Origin of the sequence: Streptomyces sp. BK022, from assembly GCF_004217355.1 — a bacterium.
Lineage (GTDB): Bacteria > Actinomycetota > Actinomycetes > Streptomycetales > Streptomycetaceae > Streptomyces > Streptomyces griseoluteus.
This window is the reverse complement of sequence record NZ_SHKU01000007.1, coordinates 233,643-253,687: the sequence shown is the minus strand read 5'-3', so window position 1 is coordinate 253,687 and position 20,045 is coordinate 233,643. Positions and strand designations below refer to the sequence as shown.

Here is a 20,045-nt window from a genome sequence, read left to right as displayed (position 1 = left end):
GAAGCGCTTGTTGGGGTGACTGTACGTCAACCATGCTGTCTCGTAAGGGAATCACGTTCCGTAACGCTTGCTCTGGCCGTTGTTCTGGCCATGCAGAAAATGGCTACGATCGTGGCCCTCGTCGTGCGTTTCGTCGCGGTTCGCGCCGCGGCGGCGGGTCGTCGTGCGGTCATGTGTCCGCCGGTTCGGATGGTGTGAGCGGTGCAGGTGCTTCAAGTGACGCTGGAGATCCGGCCCGACCCCGAAGAGGTGGGGCGGGCGAGGAAGTGGGCGCGGTCGCGGCTCGCCGGGCTGGGCATAGCGGCGGACGAGCCGCTGGCCGAGACGCTGATCCTGCTCGTCTCCGAGCTGGTGACCAACGCGGTGGTGCACACCGGCCGGCCGGCGCTGCTGCGGCTGTCGCTGCCCGGCGGCCCCCCGTCCGTGGCGCCCGCCGGTGCGGAGTCCGCGGCCTCGGTGACGGTGCGGCTGGAGGTGGCCGACGCCAGCTCGCGCGCGCCCGTACCGCGCTGTGCCGGGCGCGAGGCCACCGGCGGCCGGGGCCTGGCCCTCGTCGACTGCCTCGCCGACCGCTGGGGCTGGAGCCCCGAGGGCGCGGGCAAGAGCATCTGGTGCGAACTGGACCGCTGCTCCCAGCCCCGTGAGGGCGCGGCCCCGGCGTACGGGGTCCAGCCGGCGGCCTACGAGGACCTTCTCTCCGAAGCGTTCTAGCCGAGTTCGCCCGTCCCGCGGGGGGCGTGCGCCGGGTGTGCTTCCGTGCGCGCCCGGCGTGAAGTGGGCATAGGGCATGAATCGTCGTACCGGTGTTGACGGGTGGTACGCGCGTTGCGGAGGCTTGGGGACGGCGATTCGCCGCGAGGGGACGGCGAGGGCATGCGGGGGTGAGTCCTCGTCGAGTGTGGGTCGCGCCGGCCGGTGGTGACGGGGGCAAGGGGGGACGCGCCGCCGGCCGGTCCGCCACCCGCGCTCATCCCGCCCCGGCGGCCGCCCCCGAGCGGAAGGTGCGCCGGTAGGCCGTCGGCGTCACACCCAGCGCCTGCTGGAGATGCTGGCGCATCGACTGTGCCGTGCCGAACCCCGCGTCCCGTGCGACCTGGTCGACCGAGAGGTCCGTCGACTCCAGCAACTGCCGCGCCAGCTCGACCCGTTGCGCGGTGAGCCACTGCCCCGGACTCACCCCGACCTCCTCGCGGAAGCGCCGGGTGAAGGTGCGTACCGACATCGCCTCCCGCTCGGCGAGGTCCCGCAGCTGGAGCGGTTCGTGCAGCCGGCCGAGCGCCCAGGCGCGGGCGGCCGTGGTGGTGGCCACCTGCGGTTCGGGCAGCGGGCGGTGTATGTACTGCGCCTGGCCGCCGTCGCGGTGCGGGGGTACGACCATGCGGCGGGCCACGTCGTTGGCGACCGCCGTGCCGTGGTCGCGGCGCACCAGGTGCAGGCACAGGTCGATCCCGGCCGCGACCCCCGCCGAGGTGAGCACGTCGCCGTCGTCGATGAACAGCACGTCGGCGTCCACCCGGACCTCGGGGAACAGCTCCTGGAAGTGGTCGGCGTGGGCCCAGTGGGTGGTCGCCGGGCGTCCGTCCAGCAGGCCGGCGGCGGCGAGGACGTACACCCCGACGCAGATCGAGGCGAAACGGGTGCCGGGGCGGACGCGGGCCAGGGCGGAGGCGAGTTCGGGGGTGAGCCGTCCTTCCTCGAAGACCGGACCGAGCTCGAAGGACGCCGGGACGATCACCGTGTCCGCCGCCGCCAGTGCCTCGGGGCCGTGGGCCACGTCCACCGCGAAGTCGGCGGCGGTCTCGACCGGGCCGGGTGGCCGGACCGAGCAGGTCACCACCTCGTACAGCGGCCTGCCCCGGGCGTCGGCAAGGCGGCCGAAGACGCGGTGGGGGATGCCGAGTTCGAAGGGGATCAGCCCGTCCAGGGCCAGGACGGCGACGCGGTGCGGACGGAAGTCGCCGTCCGCCGGCGGCATCTCAGCGGTCATGGCCCGATCCTAGCGAACACTGTCCTTCGGGCCACTCGCTGCGTCCAGCCGGTGCCGGGACTCTGGTGCGTGTGACCCAGACCCGTCCCGCTCCCGCCCCCGTCCAGGACGCGCCGCGCCGCAGGCGTGTGCACCGCGCCTGGTTCGTCGCCGCCGTCACCTTCGTCACGATCATCGGGGCGGCCGCCTTCCGGTCGCTGCCCGGCCTGCTGATCGACCCGCTGCACGCGGAGTTCGGCTGGTCGCGCGGCACCATCGGCGCGGCCGTCTCCATCAACCTCGCGCTCTACGGGCTCACCGCGCCGTTCGCCGCCGCGCTGATGGACCGGTTCGGCATCCGCCGGGTCGTCGCCCTCGCGCTGACCGTGATCGCGCTCGGCGCCGGCCTGACCGTGTGGATGACGGCCCCCTGGCAACTCATGCTCTGCTGGGGCCTGTTCGTCGGACTGGGCTCGGGGTCGATGGCGCTGGCGTTCGCCGCGACCGTCACCGGGCGCTGGTTCACGTCCCGGCGCGGGCTGGTCACCGGCATCCTGACCGCCGCGTCCGCCTCCGGCCAGCTCATCTTCCTGCCGCTGCTGTCCTGGATCGTCGAGCACCACCACTGGCGCCCGGCCGCCGTCACGGTCGCGCTGGCCGCCCTCGCCGTCGTGCCGTTCGTCTGGCTGCTGCTGCGCGACCACCCGGCCGACGTGGGTCTGAAGCCGTACGGCGCCACGGAGTTCGTGCCCAAGCCGCCGCCGGTGACCGGGGCCGCGCGGCGCGCGCTCACCGTGCTGGCCTCCGCCGTGCGGACGGGGCAGTTCTGGCTGCTCGCGGGCAGCTTCGCCATCTGCGGGGCGTCCACCAACGGGCTGATCCAGACCCACTTCGTGCCCGCCGCCCACGACCACGGCATGCCGGTGCCGGCGGCGGCCTCGCTGCTGGCGGTGATCGGGGTGTTCGACGTGCTCGGCACCATAGCCTCCGGCTGGTTCACCGACCGCTTCGACTCCCGGCGGCTGCTCGCCGTCTACTACGCGCTGCGCGGCGTCTCGCTGCTGTTCCTGCCGATGCTGCTCGGGCCCGCCGTGCACGCGCCGATGCTCTTCTTCATCGTCTTCTACGGCCTGGACTGGGTCGCCACCGTCCCGCCCACCCTGGCGCTGTGCCGGGAGCGGTTCGGGGAGGACAGCGCGATCGTGTTCGGCTGGGTGCTGGCCTCGCACCAGGTCGGCGCGGCCGTCATCGCCTGGCTCGGCGGCTTCGCCCGCGACGTCTTCGGCAGCTACGACATGGTCTGGTACGCGTCCGGGTCGCTGTGCGCGGCGGCGGCGCTGATGTCGCTGGTGATCCGGCGCCGGCCCCCGGTCGTGGCGGTCGCCTGAACGGGGTGCCTAACGCAGGCGCCGGGCCACCGACTTGGCGATCTTCTCCGCGTCGATCGCCAGCTCGCGGAACATGCCGCTGATGGGGTTGGTGAACCCGGTGAAGTACAGGCCGGGGGCGTCCTTCGGGGTGCGGGCGCCGTGGACGGTGGGTCGGCCGCGCTCGTCCAGCACGCCCAGGTGACCCACGAGGGAGTCCAGACCCCTGCTGTACCCGGTCGCCGCGATCACCGCGTCCGGCGCGATCCGGGTGCCGTCGGCGAGGGCCACCTTGCCGTCCTCGAACCCCTCGACGGCGGCGACGACCTCCACCTCGCCGGTGCGCACGGCGTCGATCAGGCCGACGTCCTGCACGGGGATCGCGCCCTGCCGGACCCTGCTGTACAGCCCGGTCTCCGGACGCGGCAGGCCGTGCTCGGAGAGGTCCGGGGTGCTGAGGCGGGCCATGGGCCGGGCGAGCCGGTCCACCAGCCGCACCGGCAGCCGCCGCACCACGATCCCGGTGTACTGGGCCGCCCAGCCGGCCGTGGAACGGCGCACGATGTGCGGCGCCGTCCGTACCGCCAGCCGCACCCGCGAGGCCCCGCCCGCCGCCAGGTCGACGGCGATCTCCGCCCCGGTGTTGCCGATCCCGACCACGAGCACGTCCCGGCCCTCGTAGGGCTTGGGGTTGCGGTAGGACGAGGCGTGCAGCAGCTCGCCCTCGTACCCCTCCGCGCCGGGCCACTCCGGCAGGCGCGGGGTGTGGTTGTGGCCGGTGGCGACCACCACGGCGGCACCGGTCAGCTCACGGCCGCCGGAGGCGTGCAGCAGCCAGCCCGCGCCGTCCGCGGCCTTCTCCACCCGGAACACCTCGACACCGGTGACGATCTCCAGCTCATGGTGCTCCGCGTACTTCTCCAGGTACCGGACCACGTCGTCCCGCGCCACCCACCGTCCGAACCTGCGCGGTATCGCGAGGCCCGGCAGTGCCGACAGCCGCCGGGTGGTGTGCAGCCGGAGCCGGTCGTAGTGCCGCCGCCAGGACGCCCCCACCCGGTCGCTCTTCTCCAGCACCACCGCCCGCACCCCGCGCGCCCGCAGGGCGTACGCGACCGCCAGCCCGCCCGGACCCGCCCCGACGACATAGACGGGACGGTCGGCGGGGGTCGCGGAGAGGTCCGTGAACGAGGGACGCGAGTCGGCCATAGCGCGAGCGTATTCACCCACCCGATTGATGGGTCTCGGTCAAGACCGGAATCGGTTGCGGATTGATCACGGCTGTGTACGGCATGCGGACAGAACACACCGGAACACCCACGCCGCGAACGAAATCCCCACGCGTGTGGAGGAGTCGGGGGCCGAGGATGAGCACATGGAGTCCTCTGACTGGCAGTTGACCGACAACCTCGACGAATTCCTGCACACCGCGGGTGACTTCCTGCGCTCCAGGCCGGCTCTGCACACGGTCACACTCACGGTCGCCGAGGCGCTGCGTACGCGGCCGTTCACCTACGGCGCGGAACCGTCCCTCTTCGGCGTGCTCCGCGGTGCGGGCGGCCCTGTCCGGGCGACCCTGCTGCACACCCCGCCGCGCCCGGTCCAGCTGACCCCGGTCGACGCGCCGGACGCGGCCGCGCTGGCCGACCGGCTCGCGAAGGCGGGCCACCAGGTCCCCGGCGTCTGGGCGGAGCGGGAGACCGCGACCGCCTTCGCCACCGCCTGGCAGCGGTGCACCGGGGCGACCGCTGGACAGACCGAGCGGCAACGGCTCTACAGACTGGCCGAGCCGGTCCAGCCCGACCGCGTCCCGCCGGGCCGTGCCCGAGTGGCGGAAGCGGCCGACCGGGAGCTGCTGGCGCGCTGGTACACGGAGTTCGCGGCGGACACCGGTGGGCAGGTCGTCCAGGACCCCGCCCAGTGGGCCGACTCCCGCGTGGCGCACGGCGGGGCCACCCTCTGGGAGACCCCGGACGGCACCCCCGTCTCCCTCGCCGGGCAGCTGCCGGAGAGCGGCGGGCAGATCCGGGTGGCCCCCGTCTACACCCCGGCCGCCCTGCGCGGCCACGGCTACGCGGGCGCGGTCACCGCCGAGGTGAGCGCGCGGGCGGCGGCGACGGGGGCCGAGGTGCTGCTCTTCACCGACCTGGCCAACCCGGTCTCCAACCGGCTCTACCAGCGGCTCGGCTACCGCCCCGTCGCGGACTTCGCCACCTGGACGTTCGCGGCTCCGGCCGGCTGACGGTCCTCACGGCCACAGCAGGCGCCGCTCCCAGCCGAACTCGGTGCGCCGGTACTCCAGACGGACGTGGCGGCGGTCGGGGTCGCCCTGGAAGAACTCGACCGAGCGGGGGTGGAGGCGGTAGAGGGTCCAGGTGGGGGCCGGGGCGGTGGGGTGCTCGCGGGCGTGGGACCAGGCGGCCTCGGAGGCCTGGCGCAGGTCGTCCAGGGAGGCCAGGTCCTCGCTCTGCCGGCCGGTGAGGGCGGCGGCGAGGGCGCCGGTGGAGCGGGCCTGGAGGTCGGCCTGGGCGGCCTCGGCGGGGGCGGCGGTGACCGGGCCGCGGACGCGGACCTGGCGGCCCAGCGCCGGCCAGTAGAAGGCCAGGGCGGCGTACGGGTGGGCGATCAGGTCGCGGCCCTTGCGGCTGGTGGAGTGGGTGCCGAAGGTCCAGCCGTCGGCGTCGGCGCCGTGCAGCAGCAGGACGCGTACGTCCGGACGGCCCTCCTCGTCCACCGTCGCCAGGGACATGGCGTGCGGCTCGGGCTGGCCCGCCCGCGCCGCGTCCGCCAGCCAGGCGGTGAACAGGGGCAGCGGGGTCGGGGGAGCGGTGTCCGGGTCGAAGGGCCGCAGCTCGGTGGTGTCCGGGGACCAGACCTTCAGGGAGCGCAGCAGTCCGTCGAGTTCGTCGTGTGCCATGCGCCGAGTATCCGTCCCCGGACACGGCGACAGGCGGTGGTCCACGCCGAGGTGGACCACCGCCTGCCAGACAGGACTTGGGGCCGGTGCGGGTGCCGGTCGCTACTTCGTGGGCTTCTTGCCGGTGACTCCCAGATAGATCAGCAGTGCCAGGTTCGGCTTGATCTCGGCCTGCTTGACGCCCCAGGCGGTGAAGCCCTTCTGGTGGGCCGCGACCGAGGCCAGCATGGTGACGAGGGAACCGGCGATCGCCGCCGGGTTCACGTCCTTGTCCACCCGGCCCTTGGACTTCAGCTCGGTGATCGCCTCGGTGAGGGAACCGTTCACCGAGTTGAGGATCTTCATCCGCAGCTTGTTGAACCGCTTGTCGCCCTCGGCCGCCGCCAGGTCGACCACGCGCAGGATCGCGTCGTGCCGCCGGTAGAAGTCCAGGAAGCCGTCCACCAGGTCCTGCGCGGTCTGCCACCCGGCCTTGCCGGTCCAGGTCCGGCCCGCGAGCAGCTCGGTCAGTTCGGCGCTCTCGGCGGCCATCGAGTCGGCGATCTCCAGGACGGCACCCTCGACGTCCGGGAAGTACTGGTAGAAGGTCGCGGGCGAGGTGCCCGCCTTCCGCGCGACATCGATGACCTTGACATCTCGGTACGGGGAGGAGCTGAGCATCTCGCTGAGGCAGTCGAGCAGCTTCTGCCGGGTCGCCTGCCCACGCCGGCCGGCCACCCGGCCGTCGACGGTACGCACTTGTCCTGTCATGCCGTCAGCTTACCGACGGGGGGCAGGAGCGCGATTCGGCCGACTGCAAATGGGGTGCGACCCCGGCCGAGGCAAGCTTTCCCTGGTCCTGCGGGGTGCGCGGGTCCCGGTTACTTTGACGATATGGCCGAAAACAGCGCATCGATGTACGGAGAGGGCACCCCCTGCTGGGCGGACGCCCAGCTCCCCGACGTCGAGGCGGGCAAGCGGTTCTACGGCGAGCTGTTCGGGTGGACCTTCGACGACGAGGACGCCCCCGGCGCCTCCGTCTGGGCCCGGCTGGACGGCGAACCGGTCGCCTCGCTCGCGCCCAAGACCGACGGCCGGATGCCCACCGTCTGGACGGTGTACTTCGCCACCCCGGACGCCCGCGCCCTGACCCGGAGGATCACCGACGCCGGGGGCCGCCTGATCTCCGGCCCCTTCGCCGTGGCCGACCTCGGCGCCGCCGCCCTGGTCACCGACCCCGAGGGGGCGGTGTTCGGGCTGTGGCAGTCCGACGGACACCGGGGCTTCGAGCGGCGCCGCGAGCCGGGCGCCTTCGTGTGGACCGAGCTGTACACCCCGGACCCCGCCGCAGCGAACACCTTCTACGGCGACCTCTTCCACGAGGCCCTCTTCGGCTCCGGCGCCGAACCCGACTTCGGCCGCGCCCTGATCACCGACGTCTTCCCGGCCGAGATGCCCGCGCACTTCCTCGTGCACTTCCGCGTCGGCGACCTCGACGCCGCCCTCGCCGCCGTGCGGCGGCTCGGCGGCCGCGTCCAGGTGCCGCCCTTCGAGGCGTCGTACGGACGGGTGGCGGTCGTCACGGACAATCAGGGGGCGTCCTTCGCGCTGCTGACCCGGTGACGGGACGCAAGCGGGGGCGGTGAAATGACGGGATAGGGCACGAGACACCCCGATTCGCCACCGGGTTCGCAACCGGCCACCAGGCCAGGAAGAATCGGGGTGCGTGCCGCCAGGGCGGTGCGGTGGTGAGACGCTGCACTTCGGTCGCGTCCAAAGGCGGAAGACGCGGCTCGTACGGGGAGGTGGCAGGCAAGTGGTGGATCAGCTTACGCAGCACGATCCGCGGCGGATCGGGCCGTTCGAGGTGCTGGGCCGGCTGGGCGCCGGCGGCATGGGGCTGGTCTATCTGGCGCGCTCGGCGTCGGGGCGGCGGGTGGCCATCAAGACGGTGCGCACGGAGCTGGCCGAGGACCAGCTCTTCCGGGTCCGCTTCACCCGCGAGGTGGAGGCGGCCCGCGCGGTCTCCGGCTTCTACACGGCCGCCGTCGTCGACGCCGACCCGCGCGCGGCGGTGCCCTGGCTGGCCACCGCCTACGTCCCCGCGCCCTCGCTCGAGGAGATAGTGAACGACTGCGGGCCGCTCCCGGCCCAGGCGGTGCGCTGGCTCGCGGCGGGCGTGGCCGAGGCGCTCCAGTCCATCCACGGCGCGGGCCTGGTCCACCGCGACCTCAAGCCGTCCAACGTGCTGGTCGTCGAGGACGGCCCCCGCGTCATCGACTTCGGCATCGCCTCCGGGGTGTCCAACACCCGGCTGACGATGACGAACGTCGCGGTCGGCACCCCCGCCTACATGTCGCCCGAGCAGGCCAAGGACTCCCGCAGCGTCACCGGCGCCAGCGACGTGTTCTCGCTCGGCTCCACGCTGGTCTTCGCCGCCACCGGGCACCCGCCCTTCCATGGCGCCAACCCGGTCGAGACGGTGTTCATGCTGCTCCGGGAGGGACCGGACGTCACCGGGCTGCCCGACGAGCTGCGCCCGCTGATCGAGGCGTGCATGCAGATGGAGGCGCCCGGCAGACCCTCCCCGGCCGACCTCCAGGCCCAGCTCGCCCCGCATCTGTTCGGCTCCGGCTCGGACGACTCCGGTACCGCCTCCGCCTGGCTGCCGGAGAAGGCCGTCGCCCTCATCGAGTCCCGCCGGGGCGGCCGTCCGCCCGCCAAGCCCGCCCCGCTGCCGCCCGGCCCGCGCGGCCCCGGCCGCCCGGCCGTGCCCCCGCCGCCGTCCTACGACCCGGTCGTCCCGGCGCCCTCCCCGGCCCCTGTGCCGTCCGGCGGGCCCGGCACCGGGCCGGTGCGGCTGGCCGGTCTCGAGGTGCCCATCGGGCCCGGACCGCGCGTCGCCGACGCCCGCGCGGCCGCCGTGAAGGCGCCGCCGCCGGAGGCCGGCCTGGTGGCGAGCTGGTCCCGGCCGCGCCCCGGTGTCAACGGCGCCGACCCCGCCGTACCCCCGGTGCCGCCGCAGTTGCCGGAGACCTCGGCGGGCTGGCGGCCGTGGCGGTTCCGGATGTCCAACGACGTGTGGGGCACCCCGGCGGTCGACGGGGACCTGGTCTACGTCACCTCCTTCGAGGTGCACGCCCTGGACGTGGCCACCGGGCGGCGCCGCTTCAAGACGCGCGACGTGGCCTGGTCGATGGCGGTCGCGGACGGCCGTATCCACGCCTCCGACGGACCCACCCTGTTCGCCCTGGACGCCCGCGAGGGCACCGACCTGTGGCGGCTTTCCACGGACGCCTGGGTGTACTCCCTGCACGCCGACCACGGCACGGTCGTCACCGGTACGCGCGGCGGCGGGGTGCAGGCGTGGGAGGCGGCGGCCGGGCGCAAGCTGTGGGAGATCTCCGGCTGCCAGACCGACTTCGAGTCGCCCGAGGCCGGGCCCGCCGTGCACGACGGCACGGTCTACGTCTGGCAGGACGCCCGGCTGCGCGCCCTGGAGGCCCGTACGGGCGACGAGCGCTGGTCGTACCCGATCGGCGACGCGGCCTCCTGCGGCGGTGTCCCCGTACGGGTGACCCCGGCGGCGGACGGCCATGTGTACGTCAGCGCGGGCAGCCGGGTCCTCGCCATCGAGGTGTCGACCGGCCGGGTGCGCTGGCACTTCGAGGCCCCGGCGGTGTTCCTGTCCCCGCCCGCCTTCGTGCCGGGTCCGGCGGTGACCGGCGGCGGGGTCTACCTCGCCGACTACCTCGGCACCGTCTACGCCCTGGACGCCGCCGACGGCCGCGACCGCTGGCGCATCGCCACCGAGGCCCGTTCCTCGGTGGAACCGGTGCTGGTCGCGGCCGGCCATGTGCACGTGGGCAGCGGCAAGGGCCTGTACACGCTGGACGCGGTCACCGGTACGCCCAAGTGGCGCTTCCAGGCGGGCGGCGACGTGGTGGGCGCCCCCTCGGTCGCCGAGGGCCGCATCCACTTCGGCTCCACCGACCACCTGCTGTACACCCTCAAGGCCGACGACGGCCGGCTGCGCTGGAAGCTCGCCACCGGCGGCGAGATCACCGGCTCACCGGTCGTCAAGGACGGCGTGGTGTACGCGTGCAGCAAGGACCGGTGCGTGTACGCGCTGGACGCGGAGAAGGGCACCGGGACGGCCCGCACGGCCTGAGGGGCGCCCGGGAACGCGGAAACGGCCGGGTCCCCCGACCCGGCCGTTCCGTGTTCCCGCGTGAGCCGCGGCGGCTCCCCCTCCGCTCCGCCGCGGCGCACGCCCCCCGTGCCTGTGGTGCGCCTAGCGCGGGTCGCCCACGGTGATGTGGCTCTCCAGCGTGGTGACGTCGTCCAGGTCGCCCTTGGCCGTCTTCTCGCCGGTGATGTGGCTCTCCTGCGGAGCGACCTCAGGGGCGGCCGCCGCGGTGGCGCCCTCACCGGTGATGTGGCTCTCCTGCGTGGTGACTTCGTCGGACTTCTTGGCGTCGCTCATCGACGTACTCCGTTGCTCTGAGGTGTGCTGTTGTGGCCGGGCCGCCCGGCCGCTCCCCCGAGGGCTTCCGGACGGACCCGGTCACAGCCGGCCCCCGCGTGGGCGGCCGACGGCACTACCGATCCGCCCGCCCCCGTGACGACGAATCGGCTGTGAGAAGACTGCACGGGCACGATAAACGAACGATGAACGCCGGGTCCCGCGCATTTCCGCGCGGACGCCGTCAGCCGGTGGTCGCAGGCGACAGCAGGTCCCGCAGGGCGGCCGCCTCCGCCGAGCCCAGCCGGTCGTAGACGCTCAGCGCGTCCGTCCAGCAGGCGCGGGCCCGGTCCGTCTCGCCCAGCGCGTCCAGGGACCTGCCGAGCACGGTGAGGACACCCGCCCGGCGCCAGTCGCCGCCCACGTGGAGCAGGACGGAGAGGGACTGCTCGGCCAACGCCGCCGCTGCCGCCGGGCGTTCACCGAGCCGGATCTCGGCCAGCCGGAACAGGGTCATGCCCTCCCAGAGCCGCTGCCTGCTGTCCCGGAAGATGGTCAGCGCCTCGTTGAGCCGCGCCTCCGCCTCCTCCGCGCGCCCCGACTCGGCCAGCGCCAGCCCGAGCGCGTAACTCCCGTTCGCCAGACGGACGGTGAGGCCCAGGTGCCGGTAGACGGCGACGCCGGACTCGGCCAGCTCCACCGCGCTGTCCACCCGGCCCATCGACAGGTGGACCCGCGACAGGTTGCACAGCGCGCTCGCCTCGCCCGGCAGGTTGCCGTCGGCGCGATAGGCGGCCAGGGTGCGCTGGAGGTAGGTCTCGGCCTCGGCGTGCCGGCTCCGGTACGCGGCCACGATCCCGCGCTCGCTGGGCGCGTTGCAGTCGATCCACGGGTCACCGGCCGCACCGGCCAGCTCCACGGCGCGCTCGGCCTCCGCCTCCGCCTCGTCGAACCGCCCGGCGTTGAGATGCACTTGGGCCAGCGTGGTGCGTGCCCGGCCCTCCACCAGCGCGTCCCCGGCCTCGGCGGCGGCGTCCCGGACGGTGGTGGCCGCCGCCCCGAACTGGTGGGCGTTGGCGCCCGATTCGGCGAGGTCCTTGGCGACGATCAGCAGGTCCACCGCCCGCCGCAGGCTGCCCTGCGCCACCGACTGGCGTACACAGGCCAGCAGGCAGTCGGCCTCCGCGTACAGCCAGTCCAGGGCGTCCTGGTGCCCGGCGAAGGACAGCCCCTCGTGGTCGTAGGGGTGCAGATGCTCCACGGTCCGGTCGCCGGGGCGCTCGATGGCGTACACCCGCGCGGCGGTGGCCAGGTAGAAGTCCAGCAGCCGGGAGAGGGCGGCGGCCCGCTCGCCGGGCTCGCGCTCGTCCCGCTCGGCGCACGCGCGCGCGTAGAGCCGTACGAGGTCGTGGAAGCGGTAGCGGCCCGGTGCGGCCGACTCCAGCAGGGAGGTGTCGACCAGCGACTCCAGCAGGTCCTCGGTGTCCTCCGGGCCGAGGTCCAGCAGCGCGGCGGCGGCGGCCAGCGACAGGTCGGGGCCGTAGGCGAGGCCCAGCAGCCGGAACGCCCGCGCCTGGGCGGGTTCGAGCTGGCCGTAGCCCAGCTCGAAGGTGGCCTTGACCGCGAGGTCGCCCGCCTGCAGCTCGTCCAGCCGGCGCCGCTCGTCGGCCAGCTTGGCCGCGAGCACCGAGGTGGTCCAGGTACGGCGGGCGGCGAGCCGGGAGGCGGCGATCCTGATGGCCAGCGGCAGGAAACCGCACGCGGCGACCACGTCCAGCGCGGCCTTCTTCTCGGCCGCCACCCGCTCCTCGCCCACGATCTTGGTGAACAGCGACAGCGCCTCCTCGGGCGACATCACGTCCAGGTCCACCAGATGCGCCCCGGCGAGCCCGACCATCCGCACCCGCGAGGTCACCAGCGCCGCGCACCCCTCGGTGCCGGGCAGCAGCGGTCTGACCTGCGCCGCGTCCTTGGCGTTGTCCAGCAGCACCAGCACCCGGCGTCCGTCCAGCACCGACCGGTACAGCGCGGCCCGCTCCTCCAGCGACTCCGGCACCGCCGAGTCCGCGGTGCCGAGCGCCCGCAGGAACGAGCCGAGCACGGTCTGCGGCTCCGCCGGGCGGGGGCCCGCGCCCTGGAGGTCGACGTAGAGCTGGCCGTCGGGGAAGGCGGCCCTGGCCCGGTGGGCGACGTGCACCGCGAGGGTGGTCTTGCCGACACCGCCGATCCCGGCCAGCGCGGAGACCGCCATCACCCGGCCCTCCGCCTCCGAGGCCGACGCCAGCACGTCGCTCAGCTCGGTCACGAACGCCGACCGGCCGGTGAAGTCCGGCACTGAGGCGGGCAGTTGGGCGGGGCGGACGAGGACCACGGGGGGTTCCTCGGCGGCGGACGAGGGCTCCGCGAGCGCCGGGTCGGCCCGCAGGATGCGCTGCTGGAGGTCGCTGAGCCCCGGACGCGGGTCCACGCCCAGCTCCTCGGCGAGCAGCCGCCGGGTGTCCGCGTACACCGCCAGCGCCTCCGCCTGCCGGCCGCTGCGGTACAGGGCCAGCATCAGCAGCTCCCGGAAGCGCTCGCGCAGCGGGTGCTCGGCGGTCAGCGCGGTCAGCTCCGAGACGGCCTCGGCGTGACCGCCCTGCTCCAGGTCCATGTCCAGGCGGGATTCCAGGAGTTGCAGGCGCCACTCCTCCAGCCGCACCCGCTGGGCCTCCGCGTACGGGCCGGGCACGCCCGCCAGGGCCTCGCCGTCCCACAGCGCCAGCGCCCGGTTCAGCGTCTGGCGTGCCTCGCCCAACTCCCCGGCGCCGCGCGCCTTCTCGGCCTGTGCGGCCAGTTCCTGGGTGACGACGAGGTCCAGCGGGGCGAGCGTGCGGATGGCGTAGCCGCTGGACTCGCTGACCAGGACCCCGGGTTCGAGCACCTTGCGCAGCCGGGACGCGTAGGTCCGGACAGCGGCGAGCGCCCTGGGGGGCGGTTCGGTCCCCCAGAGCGCGTCGATCAGTTCGGCCGCCGTGGCGGTACGACCCTCCCGCAGCAACAGGGCGGCGAGCAGGGCGCGTTGCTGCGGAGAGCCGGTGGGGACCGGCGCTTCCCCGCGCCAGGCCCGCACCGGCCCGAGTACCCCGAACCGCAGCACGGCGGAACCGGAGACCCGCTGCTCCGGCATCCGCGCCCCACCGTCCATGCGTTCGCCCCCTAGGCAGTCCCAACGACTAGGCCAGTTTGCCTTCTTCACGCCACTTGCGTCAGCCGTGCGAGACGCCGATCACAAGGCGGCGCGGGGGACTCCACGGAGTTTTTACACTTTGCGGGCTCAGCGCTTGGTCGTGCTGTTGAACAGCGAGCGGGACCAGAGGTAGCCGACCAGGGCGATCCCGGCACACCAGGCGAGCGAGATCCAGCCGTCGTTCCCGATCGCCGAACCGGTGAGCAGACCGCGCAGGGTCTCGATCATCGGGGTGAAGGGCTGGTGCTCGGCGAACCAGCGCAGCCCCGGCGACATCGACCCGGCCGGCACGAACGCGGAGCCGAGGAAGGGCAGGAACTGCACCAGCAGCGGCTTGTTGCTGGCGGACTCCACCGTCTTGGAGATCAGCCCGAGCGCCACCGACAGCCAGGTCACCGCGAACGCGACGGCCGCGAGGAACCCGGCCGCGGCCAGCCACTCCAGCGGGGTCGCGTCCGGCCGGAACCCGAGGGCGAGCGCCACCCCGATCACCAGGACCAGGCTGACCATCGTCTGGAGGACGCTGCCGATGACATGCCCGGTCATGAAGGACGACCGGGTGATGTTCATGGTGCGGAAGCGGTTGATGATGCCCTCGGTCATGTCCGAGCAGACCGCGATCGAGGTCGACATCGCCCCGGCCGCCACCCCCATCACGACGACGCCGGGGACCAGGTACTCCAGGTAGGCGTCCCGGCCGCCGCCCATGCCGCCGCCGATCGCGCCCCCGAAGGCGTACACGAACAGCAGCAGCATCAGGATCGGCAGCATCGAGCTGCCGAGCGAGACGGCCGGATAGCGGACGGCGTGCTTGACGTTGCGCCGCAGCATCGTCATCGAGTCCTGCACGGCGTAGGTGAGAGTGCTCATCGCTGGGTCTCCTCGAAGGTCTCGTCGGCGGTGACGTGGAGCGGGGTGCCGGTGGCGCCCTCGCCGGTGAGCGCGAGGAACACGTCGTCCAGGTCGGGGGTGTGCACGGAGAACCCGGCCGCCTGGACCCCGGCCGCGTCGAGCCGGTCGAGCAGGGCGCGCAGGGCGTCCAGGCCGCCGTCGCCGGCCACCCGGAGGGCGAGGTTCTCGTCGTCCCGCGCGGCGCCGGGGAAGGCCGCCGCCGCGCGCTCGTACTCGTCGGGTCCGGTGAAGCGCAGCCGGACGTGGGCGCCGGGGATACGGGCTTTCAGCTCGTCGGCGGTGCCCTCGGCGACGATCCGGCCGCCGTCCAGGACGGCGATCCGGTCGGCCAGCTGGTCGGCCTCCTCCAGGTACTGGGTGGTGAGGAAGACCGTGGTGCCGCCCGCGACCAGCGTGCGGACGGTGTCCCACATGGTGCGGCGGCTGCGCGGGTCGAGCCCGGTCGTCGGCTCGTCCAGGAAGATCACCTGGGGATCGCCGACCAGGGTCATGGCGAGGTCGAGCCGGCGCCGCATGCCGCCGGAGAAGGTCGCGGCCCGCTTGCCGGCCACGTCCGCGATGTCGAACCGCTCCAGCAGCTCACGCGTCCGGGCCCGCCCTTCGCGCTTGCCGAGGCGGAGCAGGTCGGCCATGAGGAGGAGGTTCTCCTCGGCGGTGAGCAGATCGTCCAGCGCGGCGAACTGGCCGGTGACGCCGATCGCGGACCGCACGCCGTCCGGTGCGGTGGTGATGTCGTGGCCGGCGACCCGGGCCTCGCCGCCGTCGGGGGCGACGAGGGTGGAGAGGATCTGGACGGTGGTGGTCTTCCCGGCGCCGTTCGGCCCGAGCAGGGCGAACACGGTCCCGGTGGGGATGCGCAGGTCGATGCCGTCCAGCACGGTCTTGTCGCCGTACGACTTGCGCAGGCCGGTGACGGAGACGGCGGGGGTCTCGGCGGCGGGCTTTCTGGGCGTGGGCATGACAGAAGAAGGCATGGGGCCCTCCTGAGGGCTGGAGTGGGAAGAGGGGGAGGCGGTGCTCAGGCGCGGGCGCGCAGGATGTCGATGTTGCCCCAGTTGGTGCGGGCGTGGATCTTGGCGGTGTCCTCGGCGTGCTCCGGCGCCCCGGCGGAGGCGAGCGCGTTGCGCACCTGGCCGTGGGCGGAGCTGACGTCGAGCCAGGCGGCGGTGCCCTCGCGGACGCCGACCTCGATGGAGCCGTGCGCGGTCTCCAACCGGACCTCGCCGCGCGCCACTTCGCCGACGCGCAGGGGGCCGTTGCTGGTGGTGCCGGTGACGGACGCCTCGGTGCGGCCGATGTCGATGCCGCCGTTGGCCCCGCTCACGCGGAGGTCCCCGGTGACGGCCCCGAGGACCGTGGCGCCGTTGGTGTTCTTCAGGACGGCGGGGCCGTCGATGGTGCCGACACGGATGGTGCCGCTGCTGCTGGTGATCTCGGCGGCGCCGTCGACCCGGTCCACGGTGACCGATCCGTGGGCCACGGTCAGCTTCAGCGCGCCGGTGGCGTCGAGGCGTACGTCGCCGGTGGAGGTCTTCACCCGGACCTCGCCCAGCCGGCCCTCGCCGAGCACCTGGGTCCAGGAGCCGGTCACCTCGGCGGAGGAGCCCTCGGGCAGGTGGACCGTGACGTCGACCAGGCCGGAGGGGCCGATGAGCAGCCGCTCGCGGGTCCGGACGGTCAGGGCGCCCGCGGCGAAGCCGACCTCGGTCTGTTCGGCGGCCCGTACGTCCTTGTCCCGCCCGGGGTCGCGGGGTGCGACCTCCACCACGGTGTCCGGGCGGTCGCCGGCCGCGAACCGGAGCGAACCGGCGCCGACGTGCGCGGTGACGGCGATGGGCTGAGGGGTGTCGAAAGAAGGCATGGCTGTCCCGTCCTCTTGGCTCGTCAGGTCGTCCCCGCAGGTCAGGGACGTGAAGGTGGGTGAGAAGTGGAGCGGTGGCGCGGTGCGGCTAGCGCACCCAGCCCGTGAAGCTCTGGCCGGTCGTGCGGGTCTTCTCCGACGGGCGCGGCCGGCCGGTGCCGTCGACCGCCGCCGAGACGGCGCGCACCAGCCAGGCGTTGACCGACAGGCCCTCGCGGCCCGCCGCCTCCTCGGCGCGCGCCTTGAGATGCGCCGGGAGCCGGAGGTTGACGCGGGCGGTGCCGCCCTCGTCGGTCTCGGGGACCGGCTGGGGCGCGACCGGGGCCGCATCCACGGGAGCGGACTCGGCCGGGGGCGTGGTGACGACGAACTCGGGGTCCAGACCGCGCAGCCGTACGTCGACCGAGCCCGGGGCCAGCTCGCGGGTGATCTCGTCCATCGCGGCGGAGAGCACGTGGAGCATGGTCAGGCGGGTCGCCGACTCCAGCGGAGCGGTGAGCCGCTCGGCCAGCTCGCGCGCCTCCTCGCCGCCGGCCTCGGCGGCCACCGCGAGTTCCCGGCGGAGGGTGTCGACATACGGGGTGAGGTCCATGGCGTTAGCTTGGCACCATTGTGGCGCCATGGCAACCCCTATTGGCACCACATGGCACCGAGTGGCGTCACCTGGCGCCACGCGTGGTGCCGCACGGATGCCGCGGGGATGCCGCCGGGCCCGCCCGAAAAGCACCCGTAGCTGTGGATCACGCCGAACGTATGCTCAGGGAATGACGACTTCCGCGACCCCCGGAACCGGCCCCACCGAGAACTCCATGCGTCGCGCCCTCAAACGTGCCCGCGACGGTGTCGCCCTCGACGTCTTCGAGGCGGCGGTGCTGCTCCAGGCCCGCGGCGAGGCCCTGACGGACCTCACCGCCTCCGCCGCACGGGTACGGGACGCGGGGCTCGACGCGGCGGGGCGGCCCGGAGTCATCACGTACTCGAAAAGTGTCTTCATTCCGCTGACCCGGCTGTGCCGCGACAAGTGCCACTACTGCACGTTCGTCACCGTCCCCGGCAAGCTGCGCCGCGAGGGCCACGGGATGTTCATGTCGCCGGACGAGGTGCTGGACATCGCCCGCAAGGGTGCCGCGCTCGGCTGCAAGGAAGCCCTGATCACCCTCGGCGACAAGCCCGAGGACCGCTGGCCCGAGGCGCGCGAGTGGCTCGACGCGCACGGCTACGACGACACGATCGCCTACGTACGCGCCATCTCCATCCGCATCCTGGAGGAGACCGGCCTGCTGCCCCACCTCAACCCCGGCGTCATGAGCTGGACCGACTTCCAGCGGCTCAAGCCGGTCGCGCCGAGCATGGGCATGATGCTGGAGACCACCGCCGAGCGCCTGTGGTCCGAGCCCGGCGGCCCGCACCACGGCTCCCCGGACAAGGAACCCGCCGTACGGCTGCGGGTGCTGGAGGACGCCGGCCGCTCCTCCGTGCCCTTCACCTCCGGGCTGCTGATCGGCATCGGGGAGACCTACGAGGAGCGCGCGGAGTCGCTGTTCGCGCTGCGCAAGGTCTCCCGCGCCTACCACGGCGTCCAGGAGCTGATCATCCAGAACTTCCGCGCCAAGCCGGACACCGCGATGCGCGGGATGCCGGACGCCGAGCTGGACGAGCTGATCGCCACCGTCGCCGTCGCCCGGCACATCATGGGCCCCGCCGCCTGCCTCCAGGCCCCGCCCAACCTCGTGGACAGCGAGTACGAGCGGCTGATCGGCGCGGGCATCGACGACTGGGGCGGGGTCTCGCCGCTCACCATCGACCACGTCAACCCCGAGCGCCCCTGGCCGCAGATCGAGGAGCTGACCGAGCGGTCCCGCGCGGCCGGCTTCGAGCTGCGGGAACGGCTGTGTGTGTACCCCGAGTTCGTCCGCCGGGGCGAGCCCTGGCTGGACCCCCGGCTGCGCCCGCACGTGGCGGCCCTGGCCGACCCGGAGACCGGCCTCGCCCGGCCCGGCGTACTCCCCGAGGGCCTGCCCTGGCAGGAGCCGGAGGAGGTGTTCACCGCCACCGGCCGCACCGACCTGCACGCCTCCATCGACACCGAGGGCCGCACGTCCGACCGGCGCGACGACTTCGACGAGGTGTACGGCGACTGGGCCGAGCTGCGCGAGGCCGCCGCCCCCGGCATGGTGCCCGAGCGCATCGACACCGATGTCCGCGAGGCCCTGCGCACGGCCGCCGACGACCCGACGAAGCTGACCGACGCGGAGGCGCTCGCGCTGCTGCACGCGGACGGCGCGGCGCTGGACGCGGTGTGCCGGATCGCGGACGACGTGCGCAGGTCGGTGGTCGGGGACGACGTCACGTACATCGTCACCAGGAACATCAACTTCACCAACGTCTGCTACACCGGCTGCCGGTTCTGCGCCTTCGCCCAGCGGCGCACCGACGCCGACGCCTACACCCTCTCGCTGGACCAGGTCGCGGACCGGGCCCAGCAGGCGTGGGAGGTGGGCGCGGTGGAGGTCTGCATGCAGGGCGGCATCCACCCGGACCTGCCCGGCACCGCGTACTTCGACATCGCGAAGGCGGTCAAGGAACGCGTCCCCGGCATGCACGTGCACGCCTTCTCGCCGATGGAGGTCGTCAACGGGGCGACCCGTACCGGGATGTCCATCCGGGAGTGGCTGACCGCGGCCAAGGAGGCGGGCCTCGACTCCATCCCCGGCACGGCGGCGGAGATCCTGGACGACGAGGTGCGCTGGGTGCTGACCAAGGGCAAGCTGCCCACGGCCACCTGGACCGAGGTCATCACCACCGCGCACGAGCTGGGCATCCGCTCCTCGTCCACGATGATGTACGGCCATGTCGACCAGCCCCGGCACTGGCTGGGCCACCTGCGCACGCTGGCCGGAATCCAGGAACGGACGGGCGGCTTCACCGAGTTCGTGACCCTCCCCTTCATCCACACCAACGCGCCGGTCTACCTGGCGGGCATCGCGCGCCCCGGCCCGACCATGCGGGACAACCGCGCGGTGACGGCGATGGCGAGGCTCCTCCTCCACGGTCTGATCCCCAACATCCAGACGAGCTGGGTCAAGCTCGGCACCGAGGGCGCGGCCGAGATGCTGCGCTCCGGCGCGAACGACCTGGGCGGCACGCTGATGGAGGAGACGATCTCCCGGATGGCGGGCTCGTCCTACGGCTCGTACAAGTCCGTACGGGACCTGGAGGCGGTCGCGGAGGCGGCCGGGCGGCCGGCGAAGCCGCGCACCACGCTGTACGGCGAGGTGTCCGAGGAGCGGGTCTCGGCGGCCCGCGCCTCGGACGGGCACCTGCCGGATCTGCTGCCCCTCGTGGACTGAGT

At 73.6% G+C, this 20,045-nt stretch carries 16 protein-coding genes; 6 read left to right on the top strand and 10 right to left on the bottom strand.

The genetic code is table 11. The features are described from left to right. Positions 1–216 precede the first annotated feature (216 nt). Positions 217–711, top strand: a complete 495-nt coding sequence (locus EV284_RS27700; RefSeq protein WP_130339330.1) for an ATP-binding protein — start codon at positions 217–219, stop codon at positions 709–711. A 256-nt stretch (positions 712–967) separates the two neighbouring features. Here the strand turns inward: EV284_RS27700 and EV284_RS27695 are convergent, their stop codons facing one another. Then, positions 968–1,987: a helix-turn-helix domain-containing protein gene (locus tag EV284_RS27695; protein ID WP_130338865.1), complete on the bottom strand. Its 1,020-nt coding sequence runs from the start codon at positions 1,985–1,987 to the stop codon at positions 968–970. 71 nt (positions 1,988–2,058) lie between these two features. Here EV284_RS27695 and EV284_RS27690 point away from each other — a divergent pair, with 71 nt between their 5' ends. Continuing rightward, entirely contained in the window at positions 2,059–3,354 is a 1,296-nt protein-coding gene (locus EV284_RS27690) for an MFS transporter (protein ID WP_130338863.1), read from the top strand. Between the two features lie 9 nt (positions 3,355–3,363). On the opposite strand, the gene EV284_RS27685 is transcribed toward EV284_RS27690, so the two are convergent. Further along, positions 3,364–4,542, bottom strand: coding sequence for an NAD(P)/FAD-dependent oxidoreductase (locus EV284_RS27685; protein WP_130338861.1), 1,179 nt, complete (start codon positions 4,540–4,542; stop codon positions 3,364–3,366). Between the two features lie 166 nt (positions 4,543–4,708). Between EV284_RS27685 and EV284_RS27680 the strand changes: the two genes are divergently transcribed. Then, a complete protein-coding gene (locus tag EV284_RS27680) occupies positions 4,709–5,575 on the top strand; it encodes a GNAT family N-acetyltransferase (protein WP_130338859.1) in 867 nt (288 codons plus the stop codon). A gap of 6 nt (positions 5,576–5,581) precedes the next feature. Here the strand turns inward: EV284_RS27680 and EV284_RS27675 are convergent, their stop codons facing one another. Both EV284_RS27675 and EV284_RS27670 read right to left on the bottom strand, forming a co-directional pair. Next, positions 5,582–6,250, bottom strand: a complete 669-nt coding sequence (locus EV284_RS27675) for a pyridoxal 5'-phosphate synthase (protein WP_130338857.1) — start codon at positions 6,248–6,250, stop codon at positions 5,582–5,584. A gap of 102 nt (positions 6,251–6,352) precedes the next feature. Further along, on the bottom strand, positions 6,353–7,000 hold the full coding sequence (locus EV284_RS27670) for a TetR family transcriptional regulator (protein ID WP_207229152.1): 648 nt from the start codon (positions 6,998–7,000) through the stop codon (positions 6,353–6,355). A 123-nt stretch (positions 7,001–7,123) separates the two neighbouring features. On the opposite strand from EV284_RS27670, the gene EV284_RS27665 reads away from it, so the two are divergent. Further along, a complete protein-coding gene (locus EV284_RS27665) occupies positions 7,124–7,852 on the top strand; it encodes a VOC family protein (RefSeq protein ID WP_130338855.1) in 729 nt (242 codons plus the stop codon). 193 nt (positions 7,853–8,045) lie between these two features. Then, a complete protein-coding gene (locus tag EV284_RS27655) occupies positions 8,046–10,400 on the top strand; it encodes a PQQ-binding-like beta-propeller repeat protein (protein WP_130338851.1) in 2,355 nt (784 codons plus the stop codon). Positions 10,401–10,523: 123 nt separating this feature from the next. Here the strand turns inward: EV284_RS27655 and EV284_RS27650 are convergent, their stop codons facing one another. The 6 genes from EV284_RS27650 to EV284_RS27625 all read right to left on the bottom strand — a co-directional run bounded on the left by EV284_RS27650 (position 10,524) and on the right by EV284_RS27625 (position 17,285). Continuing rightward, positions 10,524–10,715, bottom strand: a complete 192-nt coding sequence (locus tag EV284_RS27650) for a hypothetical protein (RefSeq protein WP_130338849.1) — start codon at positions 10,713–10,715, stop codon at positions 10,524–10,526. A gap of 223 nt (positions 10,716–10,938) precedes the next feature. Beyond that, positions 10,939–13,878 (bottom strand): BTAD domain-containing putative transcriptional regulator, encoded by a 2,940-nt coding sequence (locus tag EV284_RS27645; protein ID WP_130338847.1) that lies wholly within the window; start codon positions 13,876–13,878, stop codon positions 10,939–10,941. A 129-nt stretch (positions 13,879–14,007) separates the two neighbouring features. Further along, positions 14,008–14,790 carry an ABC transporter permease gene (locus EV284_RS27640; RefSeq protein ID WP_130338845.1) on the bottom strand — a complete coding sequence of 261 codons (783 nt, stop codon included), beginning with the start codon at positions 14,788–14,790 and terminating at the stop codon, positions 14,008–14,010. Beyond that, complete coding sequence (locus EV284_RS27635) at positions 14,787–15,806, bottom strand: ATP-binding cassette domain-containing protein (RefSeq protein ID WP_130338843.1); 1,020 nt, start codon at positions 15,804–15,806, stop codon at positions 14,787–14,789. The genes EV284_RS27640 and EV284_RS27635 overlap by 4 nt, the downstream gene beginning before the upstream one ends. A 44-nt stretch (positions 15,807–15,850) precedes the next feature. Continuing rightward, positions 15,851–16,693 (bottom strand): DUF4097 family beta strand repeat-containing protein, encoded by an 843-nt coding sequence (locus EV284_RS27630; protein WP_130338841.1) that lies wholly within the window; start codon positions 16,691–16,693, stop codon positions 15,851–15,853. An 88-nt stretch (positions 16,694–16,781) separates the two neighbouring features. Beyond that, entirely contained in the window at positions 16,782–17,285 is a 504-nt protein-coding gene (locus tag EV284_RS27625; RefSeq protein WP_130338839.1) for a toxin-antitoxin system HicB family antitoxin, read from the bottom strand. 172 nt (positions 17,286–17,457) lie between these two features. On the opposite strand from EV284_RS27625, the gene EV284_RS27620 reads away from it, so the two are divergent. Next, on the top strand, positions 17,458–20,043 hold the full coding sequence (locus EV284_RS27620; RefSeq protein WP_130338837.1) for a bifunctional FO biosynthesis protein CofGH: 2,586 nt from the start codon (positions 17,458–17,460) through the stop codon (positions 20,041–20,043). The last annotated feature ends 2 nt before the right edge of the window (positions 20,044–20,045 follow it).